The organism is Streptomyces sp. NPDC007971, assembly GCF_042958635.1.
Taxonomy (GTDB): domain Bacteria; phylum Actinomycetota; class Actinomycetes; order Streptomycetales; family Streptomycetaceae; genus Streptomyces.
Window position 1 is genome coordinate 226968 of sequence record NZ_JBIBJK010000013.1, and the last position, 19001, is coordinate 245968.

Consider the following 19001-nt stretch of genomic DNA (forward strand, 5'->3'; position numbering starts at 1 on the left):
GTGATCGATATCAACGAGTCCGTGATGCAGTTCCTTCTGGCGTTCGTCGTCGTCGGCCCGCTCCTCGGCGCCGTCGCCGCCCTCCTCCCGGCCCCGCCCGGACTGAAGGGGAAGTCGCCCGAGCAGGCAGTGCTGCGGCACGGCGTGACCGTGACCGGCGTGATCCTCATCGCCGCGATCGTCCTCGCGCTCGGCTTCGACCACGACCATCCGTCGAAGATGCAGGCCACGACCGACATCAGCTGGATCCCCGCACTCGACGTGCGGATCCACCTCGGCATCGACGGCATCTCCCTCCCCCTTGTGGTCCTGACCGCGCTGCTGACCTTCCTCTGCGCGCTCTACTCCTACTTCAAGCCGCCGACGGGCCCGTCCCCGAAGGCGTTCGTCGCCCTGCTGCTCCTGCTCGAGACCGGCACCCTCGCGACCTTCGCCGTCCTCGACCTGCTGCTGTTCTTCCTCGCGTTCGAGACGGTGCTCATCCCGATGTACTTCCTCATCGCCCGCTGGGGCGGCGAGGGCCGGACCCGGGCCGCATGGAAGTTCATCCTGTTCACGCTGCTCGGCTCCGTCGTCATGCTGCTGGGCCTGCTCCTGATCGGAATCAAGGCGGGCACATTCGACATGGTGGCGCTCGCCACTGACAACGGCCGGTCGCTGAGCACATCAGTGCAGGTCATCGCAGTTCTGGCGATCGGGATCGGGCTCGCGGTCAAGGCGCCCATGTGGCCGCTGCACAGCTGGCTGCCGGAAGCCCACACCGCCGCACCGACCGTCGGCTCGGTCCTGCTGGCCGGCGTCCTGCTGAAGATGGGTACGTACGGGTTCGTCCGCATCCTGCTGCCGGTGGCTCCGGAGGGCTTCCACACCTTCGCGCCCTACCTCGCCGCGTTCGCCGTCGTCGGGATCATCTACGGGTCCCTGGCCTGCCTGGCCCTCGCCAAGCAGGGCGCGAAGGGCGACCTGAAGCGCCTGATCGCCTACTCCTCCGTCGGCCACATGGGCTTCGTCCTGCTCGGCATCGCCACCACGACCCCGACCGGCGTGAACGGCGCCCTGTTCGCCAACATCGCCCACGGCCTCATCACCGGCCTGCTGTTCTTCCTGGTCGGCGCGCTGAAGGAGCGCACCGGCACCACCGACCTCGACACCCTCGCCGAGGCGAGCGGAGCCGCGCTCTACGGCAAGGCCCCCCGCCTCGGCGGACTGCTCGCCTTCGCCGCCGTCGCCTCGCTCGGCCTGCCCGGCCTCGCCGGCTTCTGGGGGGAGATGCTCGCCCTGTTCGGCGCGTTCAAGCCGGCCGCCGATCTCAGCCGGCCCGCGTTCCTCACCTTCATGGCGATCGGCGCCTTCGGCACCCTGCTGACAGCCGCGTACATGCTGATCGTGGTCCGCAGGGTGTGCATGGGCGCCGTACCCCAGGACACGCCGAAGCTCGCGGACGTCCACGGCTACGAGTTCGCGGCCTGGACCCCGCTCGTCGCCCTCACCGTCGCCGCCGGGCTGTGGCCGAGAGCCCTGCTCGGCCTGACCGACCCGGCCGTGCAGCAGCTCCTCGCAGGAGGCACCCGATGAGCGCCCTGGCCCAGCCGCTGGCCCAGTCCGCGGTCCAGTCCGTCGACTGGCTCGCGATCGCGCCGCCCACCATCGCCGCGGTGGTCGCACTCGCGGTGCTCGTCGCCGACCTGTTCGTACCCGAGAGGCGCAAGCCCCTCCTCGGCTGGATCTCCGTGGCGGGGCTGGTCGCCGCCGCGCTGATGCTGCTGCCCCTGCTGGACGGCGACCGCAGCACCTTCTGCCTGGCCGGCCACGCGCACGTGTGCAGCTACGCCGCCGACCGCTTCACCCTCGTCATCCAGTTCCTCGTCCTCGGTGGCGCCCTGCTGGCGGCCCTGCTGTCGGTCACGAACCTCAAGGACGACCAGCGGCGCGTCCCGGCCGGCGAGTTCTGGTTCCTGCTGCTGTCCTCCGCGGCCGGCGCCGCCCTGCTGCCCGCCTCCCGCGACCTGGCCACGCTGATCGTCGCCTTGGAGGTCGCCTCCCTGCCTGCCTTCGCCCTGGTCGGCATCCGGCACGGCGACAAGCGGTCCTCCGAGGCGGCCCTGAAGTTCTTCCTGTCCTCGGTCACCGCCACCGCGGTGAGCCTGATGGGCATCAGCTTCGTCTACGCCTCCACCGGCACCCTCTACCTCACCCAGATCGCCCAGCGCATCCAGCACGTCGACGGACAGCTCCACACCCTCGCCCAGACCGGTGTCGTCCTGGCCCTCGTCGGCTTCGCCTTCAAGACGGCCGCCGTACCGTTCCACTTCTGGGTGCCCGACACCTACGTGGGCGCGCCCCTGCCCGTCGCCGCCTACCTCTCGGTCGTCGGCAAGGCCGTCGGCTTCTCCGGCCTGATCCTGGTCACCGTCGTGGCCCTCCCGTCGTACGCCGACGTCTGGGGGCCCGCGCTCGCCGCCCTGGCCGCCCTCACCATGACCGTCGGCAACGTCGGCGCCCTGCGCCAGCAGGCCACGCGCGCGTACAGCGCCGTACGCCTGCTCGCCTGGTCCTCCGTCGGCCAGGCCGGCTACCTCCTCGTACCGATCGCCGCCGCCGGATACGCCAAGGACGCCCAGAAGGCCATCGGCTCCACCGTCGCCTACGCCCTCATGTACGCGGCCGTGAACCTCGGCGCCTTCGCGGTGGCCGCGCTGGTGGGCCGTACGAAGTCCCTCAACCGGATCAGCGACTACCGCGGCCTGTACGCGTCCAACCCGGCCGCCGCGCTTCTCCTGGCCTTCTTCCTGCTGTGCCTGGCCGGCCTGCCGCCGGGCGTGATCGGACTGTTCGCCAAGGTCACCGTGTTCTCGGCGGCCGTCGACGCGGGCCTGGGCTGGCTCGCCGTGGTGATGGCCGTCAACGTGGTGATCGCCCTCTTCTACTACCTCCAGTGGACGGCCCTGCTGTTCCGCGCCCCCGAGGGCGAACCCGCCCGGCACCGGGTCCCGGCACCCGTGACCGCCGCACTCGCCCTCACCGGCGTCCTCGGCGTGGCCCTCTCCGGCGCACCCCAGCTGGTCCTGCGGTTCGCGGCCACCAGCCTGTTCTGAGCCCCTTCGGCACTCCGAGGGCCCGCCACGCGCGCGTACGGCCGCGTCGCACAGGGTGAGGCACAGGGGGAGGACGCCTTGCACGCGCAGGACCCGCGCGGGAGCCCTGAACGCGCAGGACCCGCGCGGGAGCCCTGAACGCGCGGGGGACCCCTGATGGTGTCGGGGACCGCGGCACGCGGCGCGGGGTACGGGTGGCTCCGGCGCGCGTGGGGCGCCCGTGCTCCGCATCGCCTGTGGCCGCCGTGCCGCACGCGCGCGCAGGGCCGTAAGCGCACGTCACCCGTACGGCCCACGCGTGCCTTCGCCTGCACAAGGGAACTTGCGGCGGCCGCCTGGCGTTGACCAGAGCGGGAGGGTCCACTGGACCAAAGGGTTCCCCTGCTGCACGACTTGGAGGGCGTACCGTGCACCGCCGGCACAACGGGCTAAGGACCGCAGTACTCCTCGGGGGACTGTCGGCGCTCATCATCGTCATCGGCAGTTTCTTCGGCCGCATGGGACTGATCGTGGCCGTCGTGATCGCGCTGGGCACGAACGCCTACGCGTACTGGAACAGCGACAAGCTGGCGCTTCGGGCGATGCGCGCCCGCCCGGTGAGCGAGTTCGAGGCCCCGGCGCTGTACCGGATGGTCCGTGAGCTGTCCACGCAGGCCCGCCAGCCCATGCCCCGCCTGTACATCTCCCCGACGGAGGCGCCCAACGCCTTCGCCACGGGCCGCAACCCGCGCAACGCGGCCGTGTGCTGCACGGAAGGCATCCTGCGCCTGTTGGACGAGCGCGAGCTGCGCGGCGTGATCGGCCACGAGCTGAGCCATGTCTACAACCGCGACATCCTGATCTCCTCGGTGGCCGGCGCCCTCGCCTCGGTGATCATGTTCCTGGTCAACTTCGCATGGCTGATCCCGGTCGGCCGCTCGGACGACGACGACGGCCCCGGCCTGCTCGGCCTGCTGCTGATCATGATCCTGGGCCCCATCGCCGCCTCCCTCATCCAGCTGGCCATCAGTCGCTCCAGGGAGTACGAGGCGGACGCGTCCGGCGCCCAGCTCACCGGCGACCCCCTGGCCCTCGCCAGTGCCCTGCGCAAGCTGGAGACCGGCACCCAGCAGCTCCCGCTGCCCCCCGAGCCCCGGATCGAGACCGCGAGCCACATGATGATCGCGAACCCCTTCCGCCCGGGCCAGGGACTGTCGAAGATGTTCTCCACGCACCCGCCCATGGCGGACCGCATCGCCCGCCTGGAGAAGTTGGCAGGTCGTCACCTGTGAAGATCGTCCCGAACACCGTCTAGCGCATCCTGAGCGGCCCGAGGCTGTTCTCCGGTCACCTCCTCGGGCGCGTGCTGCTGTGCATCACGATCATCGGCGACCCGTTCGGGGCCGTCCTCCTGGAGGAAGCACCCCGCTTGGGGCGACGCGCCCCGCGACGACCACTCGGAGACAGCAGCTCAGGCTCCGACAGGGGGACATGTGCGACATCCGCCAAGGCAGCGGATCGCGTCAGGGATCCCAAGAAGGCGGCCCATGTGACCCGAGCGTTCGGCGCGGAGTGCCGTACAGGTCCTTGAACAGGCGCGGGATCTGGTGAGGATGTGGCCTCGGTGGCCGAGGGTGCGAGCCGGTCCCGGAGCCGGGGAGAGGCGTGTTCGGGGAGGCCGCCGAGCCTTCGGCCAGCACGCATGAGAGTACGGACATTTTCGGCGACGTGCCCTGTCGACCTCGACCCGGGTGGTGTGTGGGTGGATGACGGTCATCGGGGCGGCAGGACCAAGGCTCCAGCACGCTTGAGGGTGCGGATGACAGGAGCGGTCTCGATGGAATCGATGGTGTCGAGCACGGCCACGCGTTCGGTGAGATAGCGGCACAGATCCTCTGCGTCACGGCAGTTCACCGCGGCGACGAGATTGCTGGGACCGGTCGTCATGGCGGCGAAGGAGACCTCGGGATGTTCGGCCATCCGGGTTGCCACATCGGCCAGTTGGGACGGTCGTACCGACATCCACAGCCGGGCCTCGATGGGGAAGCCCAGAGCGGATGGGGCGATGTCGATCGTGAACGTGAGGACTCCGGCACGGCGTAGCGCGTCCACGCGGCGTTTGACTGTGGACTCCGCGCTGCGCGTCACCATGGCGAGTTCTGAGTAGCCGGTCCGTCCGTCCCGGGTCAGGATCTCCAGCATGGCCTGGTCCTGCTCGTCGAGAGTGACCGTCTCGGCGGTCACCGGGAGGGCGGCAGGGGGGCGGAGCATGCTCACCTGTTCCTCGGTGAGTGAGGCAGCCCCGGCCCAGTTTCCGGGCAGTGCTGTGGCGCGTAGGAGCAGATGCGCGGAGACCGAGGTGACGCGGCCGGTCCGGGGGAGCTTGTCCAGGAGCAGGGCGTCACGTTCGGCGGTGTTCGGGGTCTGGACGTTGCACGAGACCTCCGTCCCCCCGGAGAGCAGGTACACGTAGGAGGTGTCGGGGCGTGCGGCGAGCGCACTCGCGATGGCGTCGGCCGCGTCGGGGGTGCACTGCACCCGCAGCGCCCACGACGTGCGGCCGAGTCGTACGCCGTTGACCACTCCCACGACCCGAAGCAGGCCGGACGACCGCAGTCGCCGGTAGCGGCGGGCCACGGTGCTCTCCGACACCCCGAGCACCTCTGCGACGGCGCGGAACTGCACCCGCCCGTCGATCCGTAGTGCATGGATCAGACCTCGATCGATGCCATCAAGAGTGACGGTATCCATCGAATCAGAGTAATGAGAAGCCGGATTCTTGCAGTGATGCGGCCCTGGCTGGAGTCTTCGCAGCCCTGCGGTGAGGGTGAGGGGAGTCCACGCAGACGGAGGGATTCGATGACGTCCAAGAACACCATCCTCATCACGGGGGCGACCGGGAACGTGGGCCGACAGGTGGTCTCCCAGCTCCTCGCCGCGCGTTCCGGGACAGTGCGGGCACTGACCCGGACTCCGGCCGGGGCCGCACTGCCCGGCCAGGTCGACGTGTGGCAGGGCGACCTGAGCGACCCCGTGGCGCTGGAGGCGGCAGCGACGGGAGCGGACGTGGTGTTCCTCATGTGGCCCTTCCACAGCGTCGAGCCGGCCGCCGCCATCGTGGACACCATCAAACGGCATGCCCGTCGCGTGGTGTTCCTGTCCTCCGGCGCTGTCCAGGACGGGCTCTTTCCCGAGCAGCAGCACCAGCTGGTGGGCCGGTCCCACGCGCGCGTGGAACAGCTCATCGAGCAGTCCGAGCTCGCCTGGACCCACCTTCGCCCGAGCACCTTCGCCACGAACACCTTGTGGTGGGCCGATCAGATCCGGGCCGGAGACGTGGTGCAGGGCGCCTACGGGGCCGTGCCCATGGCACTCCTGCACGAGGCGGACATCGCCGCAGTGGCCGTGCGCGCGCTCACCGAAGAGGGACACGAGCGCGCCGTATATCACCTGACCGGCCCCGAAGTCCTCACCCAAGCCGAGCAGGTTCAAACCATCGGCCGGGTGTTGGGCCGCCCGCTCCAGTGGCGCGAGCTGTCCCACGAGGCAGCCCGCCGCCGGCTCCTGGCCGACGGCAGCTTCCCCGACACGTTCGTGGAACCCCTCCTCGACGGCTACGCCGACATGCTGGCCGCCCCTCGTCCGACCATTGGCCACACGATCGAAGCGGTCACCGGAACACCGGCACGCACCTACCGCACATGGGTCTCCGACCACGCCGCTGACTTCCGCTGACACCGGCACATGCAGGCGGACGACAGAGGATGCCGCCTCTTCGGAGGCCGACGGGCCCTACGCCGTCAGCCACCCCACGAGTGAGAGACATGAGCAGGTCTGGAAAACGGCCCGAGCGCCGGTGGGAATTTCAGAGATCCTCATCAGCGAAGTCAGCCGGACGGCCGCAGCCCGATTTTCTCCCCTCTGAGGAGTCGCCGTCCGGGGATCGGATTGCTCAACGGCCGATGCAAGCCGGCGGGGCGTCATCCGCCGGTTGAGGACGCCGCCCGACTCTTCGCCCCCGAAGTCAGCGTCCGCCGAATGCCTCGTCCGTCGGGACGACCTCACGCCCCAGAGGCATGAGCGAGACGGGGATGAGCTTCAGGTTCGCCCAGCCGAAGGGGATGCCGATGATCGACAGGAACAGCGGGATGCTCGTGATCAGGTGGGCCAGAGCCAGCCACCATCCCGCGAAGACCACCCAGATCACGTTGCCGACGCACGACGGCGCCCCGGCGTCCGGCCGCTCCACAGTCGTCCGGCCGAACGGCCACAGCACGAAGCCGGCGATGCGCAGCGACGCGATGCCGAACGGGATGGTGATGATCAGGACGAAGCAGATCAGCGCAGCGATCAGGTAGCCGATCGCCATCCAGAGGCCGCAGAAGACGAGCCACAGGATGTTGAGAAGCAGGTTGAACACCTTCATGATCAGTACCTTTCCAGGTCGCTCCGCCGGCATGCCTGCTGCCACAAGTATCAGCGGATCATGCGTTCAGGCGGAACCGGAGCGCCTTTGTAGCGTGATCAGGAAGGTCTGGAGACGATCCCGTTCGGCATCGCCGACTTCAGGCGGATCCCGGTCTCGCTGTTGCCCCTGGGACGCGAGATCGTCCCCATGGACCAGCCGCTCGCGACCCGCTGACGGGCCGTAGGAACTCGGGACGCCGGAACTCGGGCCGTACGAAATCGAGCCGTCGGAACTCGGGCCTCCGACGGCGAGAGACGGCGAAGGCGACCAGGGGGCCAGGGACTTCGAAGGCGTCGAGGGCCGCGGACAAGAAAATAGGGAGCGTCGAAGGCGCGGAGCGACGAAGGCCGGAGAACCGAAGATGCCGAGGACGCCGATGACGTCGATGACGCTGAGGGCCTCGGAAGTCAGGACGGCCGAGGCTGGCGAAAGTCAGGACGGCGGAGGCTGCCGAGAGCAAGGACGGCCGAGGCTAGGGGCTCGACGGCCCGTTCGCGCCGCGTCCCGCCCACCACCGGCGTACGCCGTAGGCCAGTACACCCGCGGCCAGCACACCCGCGCCCGCGGCGACCGAGGCCGCCGGAAGGGCGAACGCCAGCGTCGCGCAGCCCAGCAGCCCCACCGCCGGCACCACTCGCGCCGCACGGGCCGGGCTGAGGGTCCAGGCGGAGGCGTTGGCCACGGCGTAGTAGGCCAGCACGCCGAACGAGGAGAAGCCGATCGCGCCCCGCACGTCCGCCGTGGCGGCCAGGACGGCCACCACCGCGCCCACGGCCAGTTCCGCCCGGTGCGGGACCTGGAACCGCGGATGCACGATGGCCAGCGCGCCGGGCAGATGGCCGTCACGCGCCATGGCCAGCGTCGTCCGGGACACACCGAGGATCAGCGAGAGCAGCGACCCCAGCGCGGCCACCGCCGCCCCCACCCGCACCACGGGCGCAAGGCCCGGGACCCCGGCCGTCCGCACCGCGTCGGCCAGCGGCGCCGCCGCCTGCCCCAGCCGGTCCGCGCCGAGGACGGCGAGAACGGCCACGGCCACGCACACGTACACGACCAGAGTGATGCCGAGGGCCAGCGGAACGGCTCGCGGAATGGTGCGCTCGGGGTCCCGCACCTCCTCGCCCAGGGTCGCGATCCGCGCGTACCCGGCGAACGCGAAGAAGAGCAGACCGGCCGCCTGAAGCACCCCGCCCACGCCCGAGGGCAGCCCGATGGCGAGCCGTGCGGCATCGGCCTGCGCGGAGGTCAGGCACACGACCACCACGGACGCGAGGACGGCCAGCACCACGGCCACGATCACCCGCGTCAGCCACGCCGACTTCTGGATGCCGCCGTAGTTCACGGCGGTCAGGGCCACCACGGCCGCCACCGCGACCGCGTGCGCCTGCCCCGGCCACACGTACGACCCCACGGTCAGCGCCATGGCCGCGCAGGAAGCCGTCTTGCCGACCACGAACGCCCAGCCGGCGAGATACCCCCAGAACGGGCCCAGCCGCTCCCTGCCGTACACATAGGTCCCGCCGGACGCCGGATAACGGGCGGCCAGACGGGCCGAGGACATGGCGTTGCAGTAGGCCACCACGGCCGCGACGGCCAGTCCCGCCAGCAGCCCCGTACCGGCGGCGTGCGCGGCCGGACCCAGGGCGGAGAAGACACCGGCGCCGACCATGGAGCCGAGGCCGACGACCACGGCGTCCCGAACGCCCAGGGTGCGTCGCAGTCCGGTGCTGGTGGGTGTCATGGGCCGCACCCTACTCAGCGCCGCAACCGGGGGGAGGACCGGTGGCGTCCTCTTCATCGACACAGCACGCACGCGCGCGACGTACAGCCGATCCTCACCGGATTCTCAAGGGCCGGACAGCGCGGGTACAGCGCAGGAGGGCAGGTTCACGGCATGACGATCATCGGTTGGATTTTCCTGGGGCTCCTGGCCGGAGCCATCGCCAAGGTCCTGCTGCCGGGCCGTGACCCGGGCGGCTTCATCGGCACGACCCTCATCGGCATCGCGGGCGCGTTCATAGGCGGCTGGATCTCGGCCCGCTGGCTGGACCACCCGATCACCAAGAACTTCTACGACGGTGCGACCTGGGCCGCCGCCATCGGCGGCTCGCTCGTCCTGCTGATCGTCTACCGCCTTCTGTTCGGCAATTCCCGCAACTGAGGCGACAGGGCAGCCGGGTGACGACGGCCGAAGGGTGGGCACCCCCGGGTGCCCACCCTTCCTGCCCGGCTCCTGCCGACGCGCCGCCGGTGTCCTACCGGTAGTTCACGAACTGCAGGGCGAAGTCGAAGTCCTGGCCCTTCAGGAGGGCGATCACGGCCTGCAGGTCGTCGCGGTTCTTGGAGGTGACCCGCAGCTCCTCGCCCTGGACCTGGGCCTTCACGCCCTTCGGGCCCTCGTCGCGGATGATCTTCGCCACCTTCTTCGCGTTCTCCTGGGAGATGCCCTCCTGGATCGACGCGAAGATCTTGTACTCCTTGCCCGAGAGCTGGGGCTCTCCCGCCTCCAGCGCCTTCAGCGAGATGCCGCGCTTGATCAGCTTGGACTGGAAGACGTCGAGGACGGCGTTGACCCGGTCCTCGGAGTTCGCCTCCATGAGGATCTTGTCACCGGACCACGAGATCGAGGCACCCACGCCCTTGAAGTCGTAGCGCTGGGAGATCTCCTTGGCGGCCTGGTTGAGGGCGTTGTCGACCTCCTGCCGCTCGACCTTCGAGACGATGTCGAAACTGGAGTCGGCCATGTCCTGTGGCTCCTTGTGTCCGGGGGCGTATCGGGTGCGTGGCGGCGGCCGCCGAGCCCGGCATTCCGCCGGGCCGCATCCGCCCCAGCCTAGCCACCTCGCGACCCGAGGGGTGGAGATCAATCGGGTGGCGAAGCACCCCTCGGCATCGGGTATTGTTTACGTCGTTGCCAGGGAGCACCGCCGAAAGCGGGTTCGACGGCAGCGACCCCGGCGGTGTGCCCGAGCGGCCAAAGGGAGCAGACTGTAAATCTGCCGGTTTTACCTTCCCAGGTTCGAATCCTGGCGCCGCCACATTGGGGAAGACCCCCTCCACTGCGGAAACGCAGCGGAGGGGGTCTCTTCGTATAGGCGGTTCGGGCGGGAAGGTGGCCACCGTCTTCCGCCGGCGCGGGGCACACTGACGGCATGCCCTCCCGCCGTAGAACCTGTCCCGTCTGCCGCCGCGAGATCGCTGTCGTCGCGGGACGCTTCGCACGGCACGACCCGCCCGGAGCGCGCGAGAGCGGGGAACTCCTCTCCTGCTCCGGGTCCCGGCAGCAGGCGCAACTCGGTGCGGTCCAGCCGTCGTTGGACGGGTACGCCGTGCCGGACTTCCCCGGGCAGCTGCCTCTGTTCTGACGGGTGAACGGCCGGTGGCCGGGCTCAGTTCCCCGCGACCGACTTCACGGCGACCGACACGGGCGTCGATCCCTCGATCAGCTCCAGCGTCAGGCCGGCCGTCGCCGAGGTGTCCACCAGCTCCGCCAGCACGGCCGCCACGTCGTCCCGCGGGATCCGGCCGCGCCCTGTGTGCGCCTCCAGGCGGACCTGACCGGTACCGGGCTCGTCCGTCAGCGTGCCGGGCCGCAGGATCGTCCAGTCGAGCGCGTCCTGCCGGGTGACGTACGCGTCGGCAGCGCCCTTGGCGCGCAGGTACACGTCGAAGACGTCGTCGCCGTGATGAGCGGGGTCCGCGCCCATCGCGGAGACCACCACGAAACGGCGTACGCGCGCGCGGACGGCGGCGTCCGCGAACAGGACCGCCGCGGCCTTGTCCACGGTCTGCTTGCGGGCGGCGCCGCTGCCCGGGCCCGCGCCGGCCGCGAAGACCGCGGCGTCCGCGCCCTGCAGGTGTGCCGCGACTTCCTCCACCGAGGCGGACTCCAGGTCGATGAGGACCGGTTCGGCGCCGGCCGCCCGCAGATCGTCGTTCTGCTCGGGGTTGCGGATGATCCCCGCGACCTCGTCCCCGCGCGCGGAGAGCCGCCGCTCCAGCCGCAACGCGATCTGACCATGACCACCGGCGATGACAATGCGCATGACTCCGACCGTACGCCCGAAGAGGCGCATTCGCCGCACAAGTTCAGGGTGAGGGAGGGGGAGCGGGGCGACTGTGACGGGGGAAGCCGGGAGGCGGGGACGCGGGGGCATGGGGTGATGCGGGGCGCGGGTGTGCGGTCGCATGCGGTCGGCGCGGCGCGGGGAGCCGAGGGGGCGTACGGGAGGGCGGTTCGGGGTGCGGAGTGCGGGGTGCGGGGTGCGGTGGGTCCTCCAGCCTTTGCCGGACGGCGGAGCGCGATTACGGGGCGTGATTGCGGACGTGATTGCGTCGCGTGAATGCGGCGAGTGAGGTTGTGCCTGTGCCTGTGCCTGTGCCTGTGCCTGTGCCGTGCACGGTCCGGGGCCCGGCCGTCCGCGGCGACCGCGGGGACCGTGCACTCCGTCAGGGCCGCGCACTCCGTCAGAGCCACGCACTCCGTCAGGGCCGCGCACTCCGTCAGGACAGCTCGCCGCGGCCCTGTCGTGGCAGCCCCAGTTCCGCCGCTGCCGCCGAGTTGCAGTACTCGCGGACCGCGCTGGTGCGGGCCACCACGCGCCCCCGGTGCACCACGATGCGGCTGTAGGCCAGGGAGAGGGTGCCGGCCAGGTGGTCGCCGCGGACGGCCAGGAGTTCGGCGGGAAAGCCGGCCTCCACGCGTACCTGGGGGAGGCCGAGGGCCGCGCGGGCCGAGGTGCTCACCGCGTCGTACGCGTCCTCGGGGCGCAGGCCGTGGGCGGAGGCGAGCAGGTAGGCCGCCTCCAGGGGGTCGCCACGGCCGACGGGGTTGGAGACGTCCCGCAGGGCGCCGCTGCCCGCCGCCACCCGTACCCCGGCCGCGCGCAGCAGCCGTACCGGGGCCGTACCCCGCCGTTCGGCGCCCCCGCAGCCGCCCTGCGGCAGGCACACCACCGTCACACCGGCCGCCGCGAGCTGGTCCGCGAGCCGGGTGACGGCCTCGTCGGGCAGGCGCGCCAGACCGGCGCACGGGCCGATGGTCACGCCGGGGCGCAGGCCTCCCGCCATGGCGGCGAGCCGGGACAGCCGGGCCGGGTCGGCGGCGTCCGTGTGCAGGTCCACCGGGCAGCCGTGCTCGGAGGCCACCTCCAGGACGGCCTCCACATAGCCCGTCGGGTCCGGGTCCAGGTCCGGGCAGCCGCCGACCACCGAGGCGCCCATCTTCGCGGCGTCCCGCAGCATCACGAGCCCGTCGGCCCCGGCGGCCCCGGTCAGCAGGCGCGGCACGGCCACCGTGGTCAGCTCCGCGAGCCCGCGCAGCGAGCGGCGGGCCTGCAGGACGGCGCCGAGCGCGCCGAGGCCCTGGACGTCGCCCACGCGTACGTGCGCGCGTGCCGCCGTCGCACCGTGCCCGAGCTGGAGCAGGGCCGCCTCCGTGGCCCGGCGCTGGACGTCGTCGGGGGCGTACGACACCGGTCCCGGGTGCTCGGCCGAGAGAGCGGTGTCTGCGTGGGCGTGCGGTTCCGCCGGGGCCGGCAGGAGCAGGTAGCCGCTGAGGTCCACGCGGGTGGCGCCGGACCGGACCGGACCCGGTGTCAGGCTGCCGGCCGTACCGACCGCCTCGATGCGTCCGCCGCCCAGCCGTACGTCCACCGCCCGGCCGTCGGTGAGCCGCGCCCCGCACAGCAGCAGCGGGGCCGGGTCGGGCTGTCCGGAGGACCCCGACGGGTTCGACGACGAGGGGGGCGGCTGCGGCTGGCTGTCGGGCATCGGACTCCAGGGCTCGGGCCGGGGGCTCGGGGCAGGGCCGCGTGAGGGGCTCAGGGCCGCTGTGGGCTCAAGATCACGCAGAGTGAGTCGAGCCTAGGGTGGCGAGCCCTGCAGGGCGCGGAGGAGCGCAATAGTCGTACCGGTGTGGTCTGCTGCCGGAGGAAGCCTCCACCGCGCGGCGCGGAGGACCTCCGACCCTCCGTCGCGGACGAGTGCCCGGCGGCGCCTCGGCCGCGTCGGCCACGCGCGCGTGGGCGCGTCGAGCGGGGCTCGCGAGACGGCCGGGAGAGGCGGGAAGAGGCCTGCGGCCGGTGCCCGGATACGGATTTGGGTGAACGGCGCGGGACCGTGTAATGTCTTCATCGCTCGCCCCAATAGCTCAGTCGGCAGAGCGTCTCCATGGTAAGGAGAAGGTCAACGGTTCGATTCCGTTTTGGGGCTCTGGTGTGAGAGGTCCCCGTCGCAAGGCGGGGCCGATCTCATCAAAGCGGTGTAGCTCAGTCGGTAGAGCAAGCGGCTCATAATCGCTGTGTCACCGGTTCAAGTCCGGTCACCGCTACTGACAGTAGCCGATTGCGGGGTCGGTCCTTCGATCGGCTACTCTTTCTTGCGTTGAAGTTAGTCCATCCGTTCGTCTTAGGAGCACTCACGTGGCTGCCACCGACGTCCGCCCGAAGATCACGCTGGCCTGCGTGGAGTGCAAGGAGCGGAACTACATCACCAAGAAGAACCGGCGTAACAACCCGGATCGTCTTGAGATGAAGAAGCACTGCCCGCGTTGCAACGCGCACACCGCGCACCGCGAAACGCGATAAATCAGGCTCGTTCGTGAGGCCGTCCCCGCAGGTTGGGGGCGGCCTCACGTCGTTTCGTTTCACACGCTGCTGAGCGCAGAACGCTGCTGAGACCAGGAGGTGCCGGGCCATGGCGCTCGACCAGTCCTTCGTGGGGCGGACCTACCCGCCCACCGCGCCCTACGAGGTGGGCCGGGAGAAGATCCGAGAGTTCGCCGAGGCGGTCGGGGAGAGCAATCCCGTCTACACGGACCCGGAGGCCGCCAAGGCGTTCGGGCACCCCGATGTGATCGCCCCGCCGACCTTCGTGTTCTCCATCACCTTCCGGGATGCCGGACAGGTCGTCAGGGATCCGCAGCTCGGCCTCGACTACGACCGGGTGGTCCACGGCGACCAGAAGTTCGTCTACGGCCGTCCGGTGCGCGCCGGGGACCGGCTCACGGTGACGTCCACCATTGAGGCGATCAAGTCCATGGCGGGCAACGACATCCTGGACATCCGCGGCGAGGTGCACGACGAGGCCGGCGAGCACGTGGTGACCGCATGGACCAAGCTCGTGGCCCGCGCGGCCGAGGAGGCCTGAGGAAGCGATGACGGCGAAGATCGCGTACGACGACGTCGAGGTCGGCACCGAGCTGCCGACGCAGACCTTCCCCGTGACCCGCGACACCCTGGTGCGATACGCGGGCGCCTCCGGGGACTTCAACCCGATCCACTGGAACGAGAAGTTCGCCAAGGAGGTGGGCCTGCCGGACGTCATCGCGCACGGCATGTTCACGATGGCGGAGGCGATCCGCGTGGTCACCGACTGGACCGGGGACCCGGGCGCGATCGTCGAGTACGGCGTCCGCTTCACCAGGCCGGTCGTCGTCCCGAACGACGGCACGGGCGCGGAGATCGAGGTCAGCGGCAAGATCGCGGCCAAGCTCGACGACAACACCGTGCGCGTGGACCTGACCGCGAAGAGCGGCGGCCAGAAGGTGCTGGGCATGTCCCGGGCGGTCGTGCGCCTGGCCTGACGGCGGGGTCGTGGGCCTGGCTTCACGGCGCGGCCGTCCGGCCGGTCCGGCGGTGCGGTCGTCCGTCTCGCCCGACGGCCTGAGTCACATCTGCTGCCGTGAGGGGCGCCCTCCCTGGGGAGGCGCCCCTCACGCGTACTTCCGCGAAGCGGTACTCCGCCCTCTTGCCAAGTTAGTGATTGAGTACTAACTTTGCGGTGTGTCCAGGATGAGTGCAGAAGAGCGACGCGAGAGCGTCATCCGTGCGGCGATGTCGGAGTTCGCGCGGAGGGGCTACTACGGCACCTCCACCGAGGCGATCGCCAAGCGGGTCGGCGTCTCGCAGCCGTACCTCTTCCGGCTCTTCCCCGGCAAGAAGGCGATCTTCGCCGCCGCCGCGCTGCGCTGCATCGACGAGATGTGCCATCTCTTCGAGGGGGCGTCGAAGGGGCTGGAGGGCGAGGAGGCGCTGGATGCGATGGCGCAGGCGTACGTGGAGCTGATCCAGGAGAAGCCCGAGCTGCTCCAGATGCAGATGCAGACGTACATCACCGTCGCGGCGGCGGAGGCGGAGGGGGATCACGCGTTCGGCGAGGCTGTACGGGCCGGCTGGATGAGGATCTGGGACACCGTGCATCTGCCCCTCGGGGCGGACCCGGGCGAGACGACGACCTTCCTGGCGTACGGGATGCTCATCAACACCCTTGCGGCCATGGGCTTCCCGCCCGAGCACCGTGCCTGGGAGGGGATGTATCCGCAGGCCCGGACGACGGGCCTGCTGGAGAAGTAGCGGAACGGCGGTGCGGCCGCGGGGCTGCGCGCCGCTCTTCCTGGCCGCAAAAGTTAGTAAGTAATAACTAAGGCGAGATCGTTCACCACCCTCTGGGGGAGAGATGTCACAGCAGAGCGCAGCACCGGACACCGCACCGGCATCACGTGGGGGCGCCGTCTGGGCCCTCGTCATCACCAGCGTCGCCGGGTTCATGGCGGCCCTCGACAACCTCGTCGTCACCACCGCCCTGCCCTCCATCCGCAAGGATCTCGGCGGCGCGCTGGACGACCTGGAGTGGACGGTGAGCGCCTACACGCTCACCTTCGCCGTCCTGCTGATGTTCGGTGCCGCGCTCGGCGACCGCTTCGGGCGCAGGCGGCTCTTCCTCGTCGGGCTCACCGTCTTCACGGGTGCCTCCGCCGCTGCGGCCATGGCCCCCGGCATCGGCTCCCTCATCGCCGCCCGCGCGGTCCAGGGCGTCGGCGCGGCCGTGATGATGCCGCTGACGCTCACCCTGCTGACCGCGGCCGTGCCCGCCGCCCGGCGCGGTATGGCGTACGGCATCTGGGGCGCCGTCAACGGTCTCGCGGTCGCCTCCGGGCCGCTCATCGGGGGCAGCCTCACCGAGCACATCTCCTGGCACTGGATCTTCTGGCTGAACGTGCCGCTCGGTGTGGCCCTGCTGCCGCTCGCGCGTCTGCGCCTGGCCGAGTCCCGCGGCGCCGGCGCCCGGCTCGACCTCCCGGGCACCCTGCTCGTCAGCGGCGGTCTCTTCGGCATCGTGTACGGCCTGGTGCGCGGCCCGGTCGACGGCTGGACCGGCTCCCTCGTCCTGACCGGCCTGTTCGCGGGCACCACGCTGCTCGTCGGCTTCGTGCTCCACGGTGTGCGCAGCGAGAACCCGATGCTGCCGATGCGGCTGTTCCGCTCCCGCGCCTTCTCCGGGATCAACGCCGCGAGCCTGCTGATGTTCCTCGGGATGTTCGGCTCGATCTTCCTGCTCAGCCAGTACATGCAGGGCGTGCTCGGCTACTCGCCCACCGAGGCGGGCCTCAGGATGCTCCCCTGGACCGGCATGCCGATGCTCGTCGCGCCGATCGCCGGCATCCTCTCCGACCGCATCGGCGGCCGTCCCGTCGTCGCCGCCGGACTGTTCCTTCAGGCCGCCGGCCTCGGCTACATGGCCTCGGTGGTCACCGCGGACGCCTCCTACGCGGCCCAGCTGCCCGCCCTGATCCTCAGCGGCATCGGCATGGCGCTGTTCTTCGCGCCGGCCTCCAACCTGGTCATGTCCAGCGTCCTGCCCGCTGAGCAGGGCATCGCCTCCGGCGCCAACAACGCCCTGCGCGAGGTGGGCGGCGCGCTGGGCATCGCGGTCATGTCGTCGATCTTCTCCGCGCAGGGCGGCTACGCGAGCGCGCAGAACTTCGTGGACGGACTGCGGCCCGCGCTGGTCGTCGGCTCCGCGGTGGTCGCCCTCGCCGGGCTCGCGGCCCTGCTGATCCCGGCCCGGCGCCGGACCGCCCAGGACGCCGGCGTGACCGAGCCCGCGCCGGTCCTGGAGACCGCGGCCTCCTGAGCCCAGGCCTCGCGTGCCCGCCGGGAGCACGCGATCACGGCGAGGCCCAGCAAGGCCGTCAGGCAGGCCCCCGCGCGCCCGGGCCGGGAGCACGCCGCCCCCCATCGGCGCGTACGGCCCCGTCCACGCCGACGGGGCCCTACGCGCGCGTGCCTGCCGACGGGCCGTACCCGCGGGTGCCCTGCCGACGCGGTCCGGTACGTGTGCGTGCTCGGCGCCCGGTCTCCGTGCCCGGTCTCCGTGCCCGGTCTCCGCGCCCGGTCTCCGTGCCGCCCGGCCGGGCTGTCGGCGGCGTCTCGTAGTCTTGGGCGCGTGCAGGAACTCCACGATGCCCCCCTCGCCCCGCTGACCACGTTCCGGCTGGGCGGCCCCGCCACCCGGCTCGTCACCGCGACGACCGACGCCGAGGTGATCGCCGCCGTCCGCGATGCCGACGACACGGGAACACCGCTGCTGGTCATCGGCGGCGGGTCGAACCTGGTCATCGGGGACAAGGGCTTCGACGGCACCGCCCTGCGCATCGCCACCAGCGGCGTCGAACTGCGCGGCACCACGCTGGAGCTGGCGGCCGGCGAGGTGTGGACGGACGCCGTGGCCCGCGCCGTCGAAGCAGGACTCGCCGGGATCGAATGCCTGGCCGGGATCCCGGGCTCCGCGGGCGCCACCCCGATCCAGAACGTCGGCGCCTACGGCCAGGAGGTCTCGTCGACGATCACCGAGGTGATCGCGTACGACCGCCGGGCCGGGCAGACCGTCACGCTGACGAACGAGGAGTGCGCCTTCTCCTACCGGCACAGCCGCTTCAAGGCCGACCCCGAGCGCTACGTCGTGCTGCGCGTCCGCTTCGAGCTGGAGGACGCGGACGGCCTGTCGGCGCCGGTCAAGTACGCCGAGGCGGCCCGCGCGCTCGGTGTGGAGCCGGGCGCGCGGGTGCCGCTCGACGCGGCCCGCGAGACCGTGCTGAAGCTGCGCGCCGGCAAGGGCATGGTCCTCGACCCCGAGGACCACGACACCTGGTCCGCCGGGTCCTTCTTCACCAACCCGATCCTCACCGACGAGCAGTTCGCCGCCTTCCACGCGCGCGTGCGGGAGCGGCTGGGCGACGGCGTCGAGCCGCCCGCGTACCCCGCGGGGGAGGGGCGCACCAAGACGTCCGCCGCCTGGCTGATCGACAGGGCGGGCTTCACCAAGGGGTACGGCACCGGGCCCGCCCGCATCTCCACCAAGCACACCCTCGCCCTCACCAACCGGGGCGCCGCCACCACCGAGGACCTGCTGGCCCTCGCCCGCGAGGTGGTCGCCGGAGTCCGCGAGGCCTTCGGGATCACGCTGGTCAACGAGCCGGTGACGATCGGCGTGAGCCTGTAGCCGCACCGGCTCAGCACACGGCGCCTGCCGTACCGGTTCAGCGCACAGCGCCTGCCGTACCGGTTCAGCACGCGGCGCCCGCCGCACCGGCTCAGCACACGGCGCCTGCCGTACCGGTTCAGCGCACAGCGCCTGCCGTACCGGTTCAGCACGCGGCGCCCGCCGCACCGGCTCAG

General features: G+C 71.1%; 18 protein-coding genes and 3 tRNA genes. 15 read left to right on the forward strand and 6 right to left on the reverse strand.

The window, feature by feature from the left end; all coding sequences use genetic code 11:
- From ACFZCP_RS27445 to htpX, 3 genes are all read left to right on the forward strand, one after another.
- Entirely contained in the window at nucleotides 1-1575 is a 1575-nt protein-coding gene (locus ACFZCP_RS27445; protein ID WP_391431424.1) for an NADH-quinone oxidoreductase subunit M, read from the forward strand.
- Entirely contained in the window at nucleotides 1572-3095 is a 1524-nt protein-coding gene (locus ACFZCP_RS27450; RefSeq protein WP_391431427.1) for a proton-conducting transporter membrane subunit, read from the forward strand. Before ACFZCP_RS27445 ends, ACFZCP_RS27450 begins: the two co-directional genes overlap by 4 nt.
- Nucleotides 3096-3502: 407 nt before the next feature.
- Nucleotides 3503-4366, forward strand: coding sequence for a zinc metalloprotease HtpX (htpX, locus tag ACFZCP_RS27455; RefSeq protein WP_391431430.1), 864 nt, complete (start codon nucleotides 3503-3505; stop codon nucleotides 4364-4366).
- Between the two features lie 481 nt (nucleotides 4367-4847).
- Here htpX and ACFZCP_RS27460 read toward each other — a convergent pair whose 3' ends face one another.
- The gene (locus tag ACFZCP_RS27460) at nucleotides 4848-5825 is read right to left on the reverse strand and encodes an AsnC family transcriptional regulator (protein WP_391431433.1); all 978 of its coding nucleotides are present in this window, start codon (nucleotides 5823-5825) and stop codon (nucleotides 4848-4850) included.
- Between the two features lie 108 nt (nucleotides 5826-5933).
- Here ACFZCP_RS27460 and ACFZCP_RS27465 point away from each other — a divergent pair, with 108 nt between their 5' ends.
- Nucleotides 5934-6809, forward strand: coding sequence for an NAD(P)H-binding protein (locus tag ACFZCP_RS27465; RefSeq protein ID WP_391431436.1), 876 nt, complete (start codon nucleotides 5934-5936; stop codon nucleotides 6807-6809).
- 289 nt (nucleotides 6810-7098) lie between these two features.
- Here ACFZCP_RS27465 and ACFZCP_RS27470 read toward each other — a convergent pair whose 3' ends face one another.
- Nucleotides 7099-7500: a YccF domain-containing protein gene (locus ACFZCP_RS27470; RefSeq protein WP_362689813.1), complete on the reverse strand. Its 402-nt coding sequence runs from the start codon at nucleotides 7498-7500 to the stop codon at nucleotides 7099-7101.
- 514 nt (nucleotides 7501-8014) lie between these two features.
- Nucleotides 8015-9283 carry an amino acid permease gene (locus tag ACFZCP_RS27475; RefSeq protein ID WP_391431440.1) on the reverse strand — a complete coding sequence of 423 codons (1269 nt, stop codon included), beginning with the start codon at nucleotides 9281-9283 and terminating at the stop codon, nucleotides 8015-8017.
- Between the two features lie 153 nt (nucleotides 9284-9436).
- Here ACFZCP_RS27475 and ACFZCP_RS27480 point away from each other — a divergent pair, with 153 nt between their 5' ends.
- Nucleotides 9437-9703, forward strand: a complete 267-nt coding sequence (locus tag ACFZCP_RS27480; RefSeq protein WP_362689819.1) for a GlsB/YeaQ/YmgE family stress response membrane protein — start codon at nucleotides 9437-9439, stop codon at nucleotides 9701-9703.
- Between the two features lie 94 nt (nucleotides 9704-9797).
- On the opposite strand, the gene ACFZCP_RS27485 is transcribed toward ACFZCP_RS27480, so the two are convergent.
- Nucleotides 9798-10286 (reverse strand): YajQ family cyclic di-GMP-binding protein, encoded by a 489-nt coding sequence (locus ACFZCP_RS27485; protein WP_391431444.1) that lies wholly within the window; start codon nucleotides 10284-10286, stop codon nucleotides 9798-9800.
- A gap of 212 nt (nucleotides 10287-10498) precedes the next feature.
- Between ACFZCP_RS27485 and ACFZCP_RS27490 the strand changes: the two genes are divergently transcribed.
- Both ACFZCP_RS27490 and ACFZCP_RS27495 read left to right on the forward strand, forming a co-directional pair.
- A tRNA-Tyr gene (locus ACFZCP_RS27490) sits at nucleotides 10499-10580 on the forward strand.
- A gap of 114 nt (nucleotides 10581-10694) precedes the next feature.
- On the forward strand, nucleotides 10695-10907 hold the full coding sequence (locus tag ACFZCP_RS27495; protein WP_391431447.1) for a hypothetical protein: 213 nt from the start codon (nucleotides 10695-10697) through the stop codon (nucleotides 10905-10907).
- Between the two features lie 24 nt (nucleotides 10908-10931).
- Here ACFZCP_RS27495 and ACFZCP_RS27500 read toward each other — a convergent pair whose 3' ends face one another.
- Complete coding sequence (locus ACFZCP_RS27500) at nucleotides 10932-11588, reverse strand: NAD(P)H-binding protein (RefSeq protein WP_391431450.1); 657 nt, start codon at nucleotides 11586-11588, stop codon at nucleotides 10932-10934.
- 457 nt (nucleotides 11589-12045) lie between these two features.
- Nucleotides 12046-13314, reverse strand: a complete 1269-nt coding sequence (locus tag ACFZCP_RS27505) for an amidohydrolase family protein (protein ID WP_391431452.1) — start codon at nucleotides 13312-13314, stop codon at nucleotides 12046-12048.
- Nucleotides 13315-13682: 368 nt separating this feature from the next.
- Here ACFZCP_RS27505 and ACFZCP_RS27510 point away from each other — a divergent pair.
- From ACFZCP_RS27510 to ACFZCP_RS27545, 8 genes are all read left to right on the forward strand, one after another.
- Nucleotides 13683-13755: transfer RNA gene (locus tag ACFZCP_RS27510), tRNA-Thr, on the forward strand.
- Between the two features lie 45 nt (nucleotides 13756-13800).
- A tRNA-Met gene (locus tag ACFZCP_RS27515) sits at nucleotides 13801-13873 on the forward strand.
- Between the two features lie 91 nt (nucleotides 13874-13964).
- Nucleotides 13965-14129, forward strand: a complete 165-nt coding sequence (rpmG, locus tag ACFZCP_RS27520) for a 50S ribosomal protein L33 (protein WP_003948671.1) — start codon at nucleotides 13965-13967, stop codon at nucleotides 14127-14129.
- Nucleotides 14130-14238: 109 nt separating this feature from the next.
- Entirely contained in the window at nucleotides 14239-14691 is a 453-nt protein-coding gene (locus ACFZCP_RS27525; RefSeq protein ID WP_362689837.1) for a MaoC family dehydratase N-terminal domain-containing protein, read from the forward strand.
- Between the two features lie 7 nt (nucleotides 14692-14698).
- On the forward strand, nucleotides 14699-15127 hold the full coding sequence (locus ACFZCP_RS27530; protein WP_362689840.1) for a MaoC family dehydratase: 429 nt from the start codon (nucleotides 14699-14701) through the stop codon (nucleotides 15125-15127).
- A gap of 199 nt (nucleotides 15128-15326) precedes the next feature.
- On the forward strand, nucleotides 15327-15896 hold the full coding sequence (locus ACFZCP_RS27535) for a TetR family transcriptional regulator (RefSeq protein ID WP_391431457.1): 570 nt from the start codon (nucleotides 15327-15329) through the stop codon (nucleotides 15894-15896).
- Nucleotides 15897-15999: 103 nt separating this feature from the next.
- Nucleotides 16000-17457 carry a DHA2 family efflux MFS transporter permease subunit gene (locus tag ACFZCP_RS27540; protein ID WP_391431460.1) on the forward strand — a complete coding sequence of 486 codons (1458 nt, stop codon included), beginning with the start codon at nucleotides 16000-16002 and terminating at the stop codon, nucleotides 17455-17457.
- Nucleotides 17458-17769: 312 nt separating this feature from the next.
- Entirely contained in the window at nucleotides 17770-18825 is a 1056-nt protein-coding gene (locus ACFZCP_RS27545) for a UDP-N-acetylmuramate dehydrogenase (protein WP_362689848.1), read from the forward strand.
- Nucleotides 18826-19001: the final 176 nt, after the last annotated feature.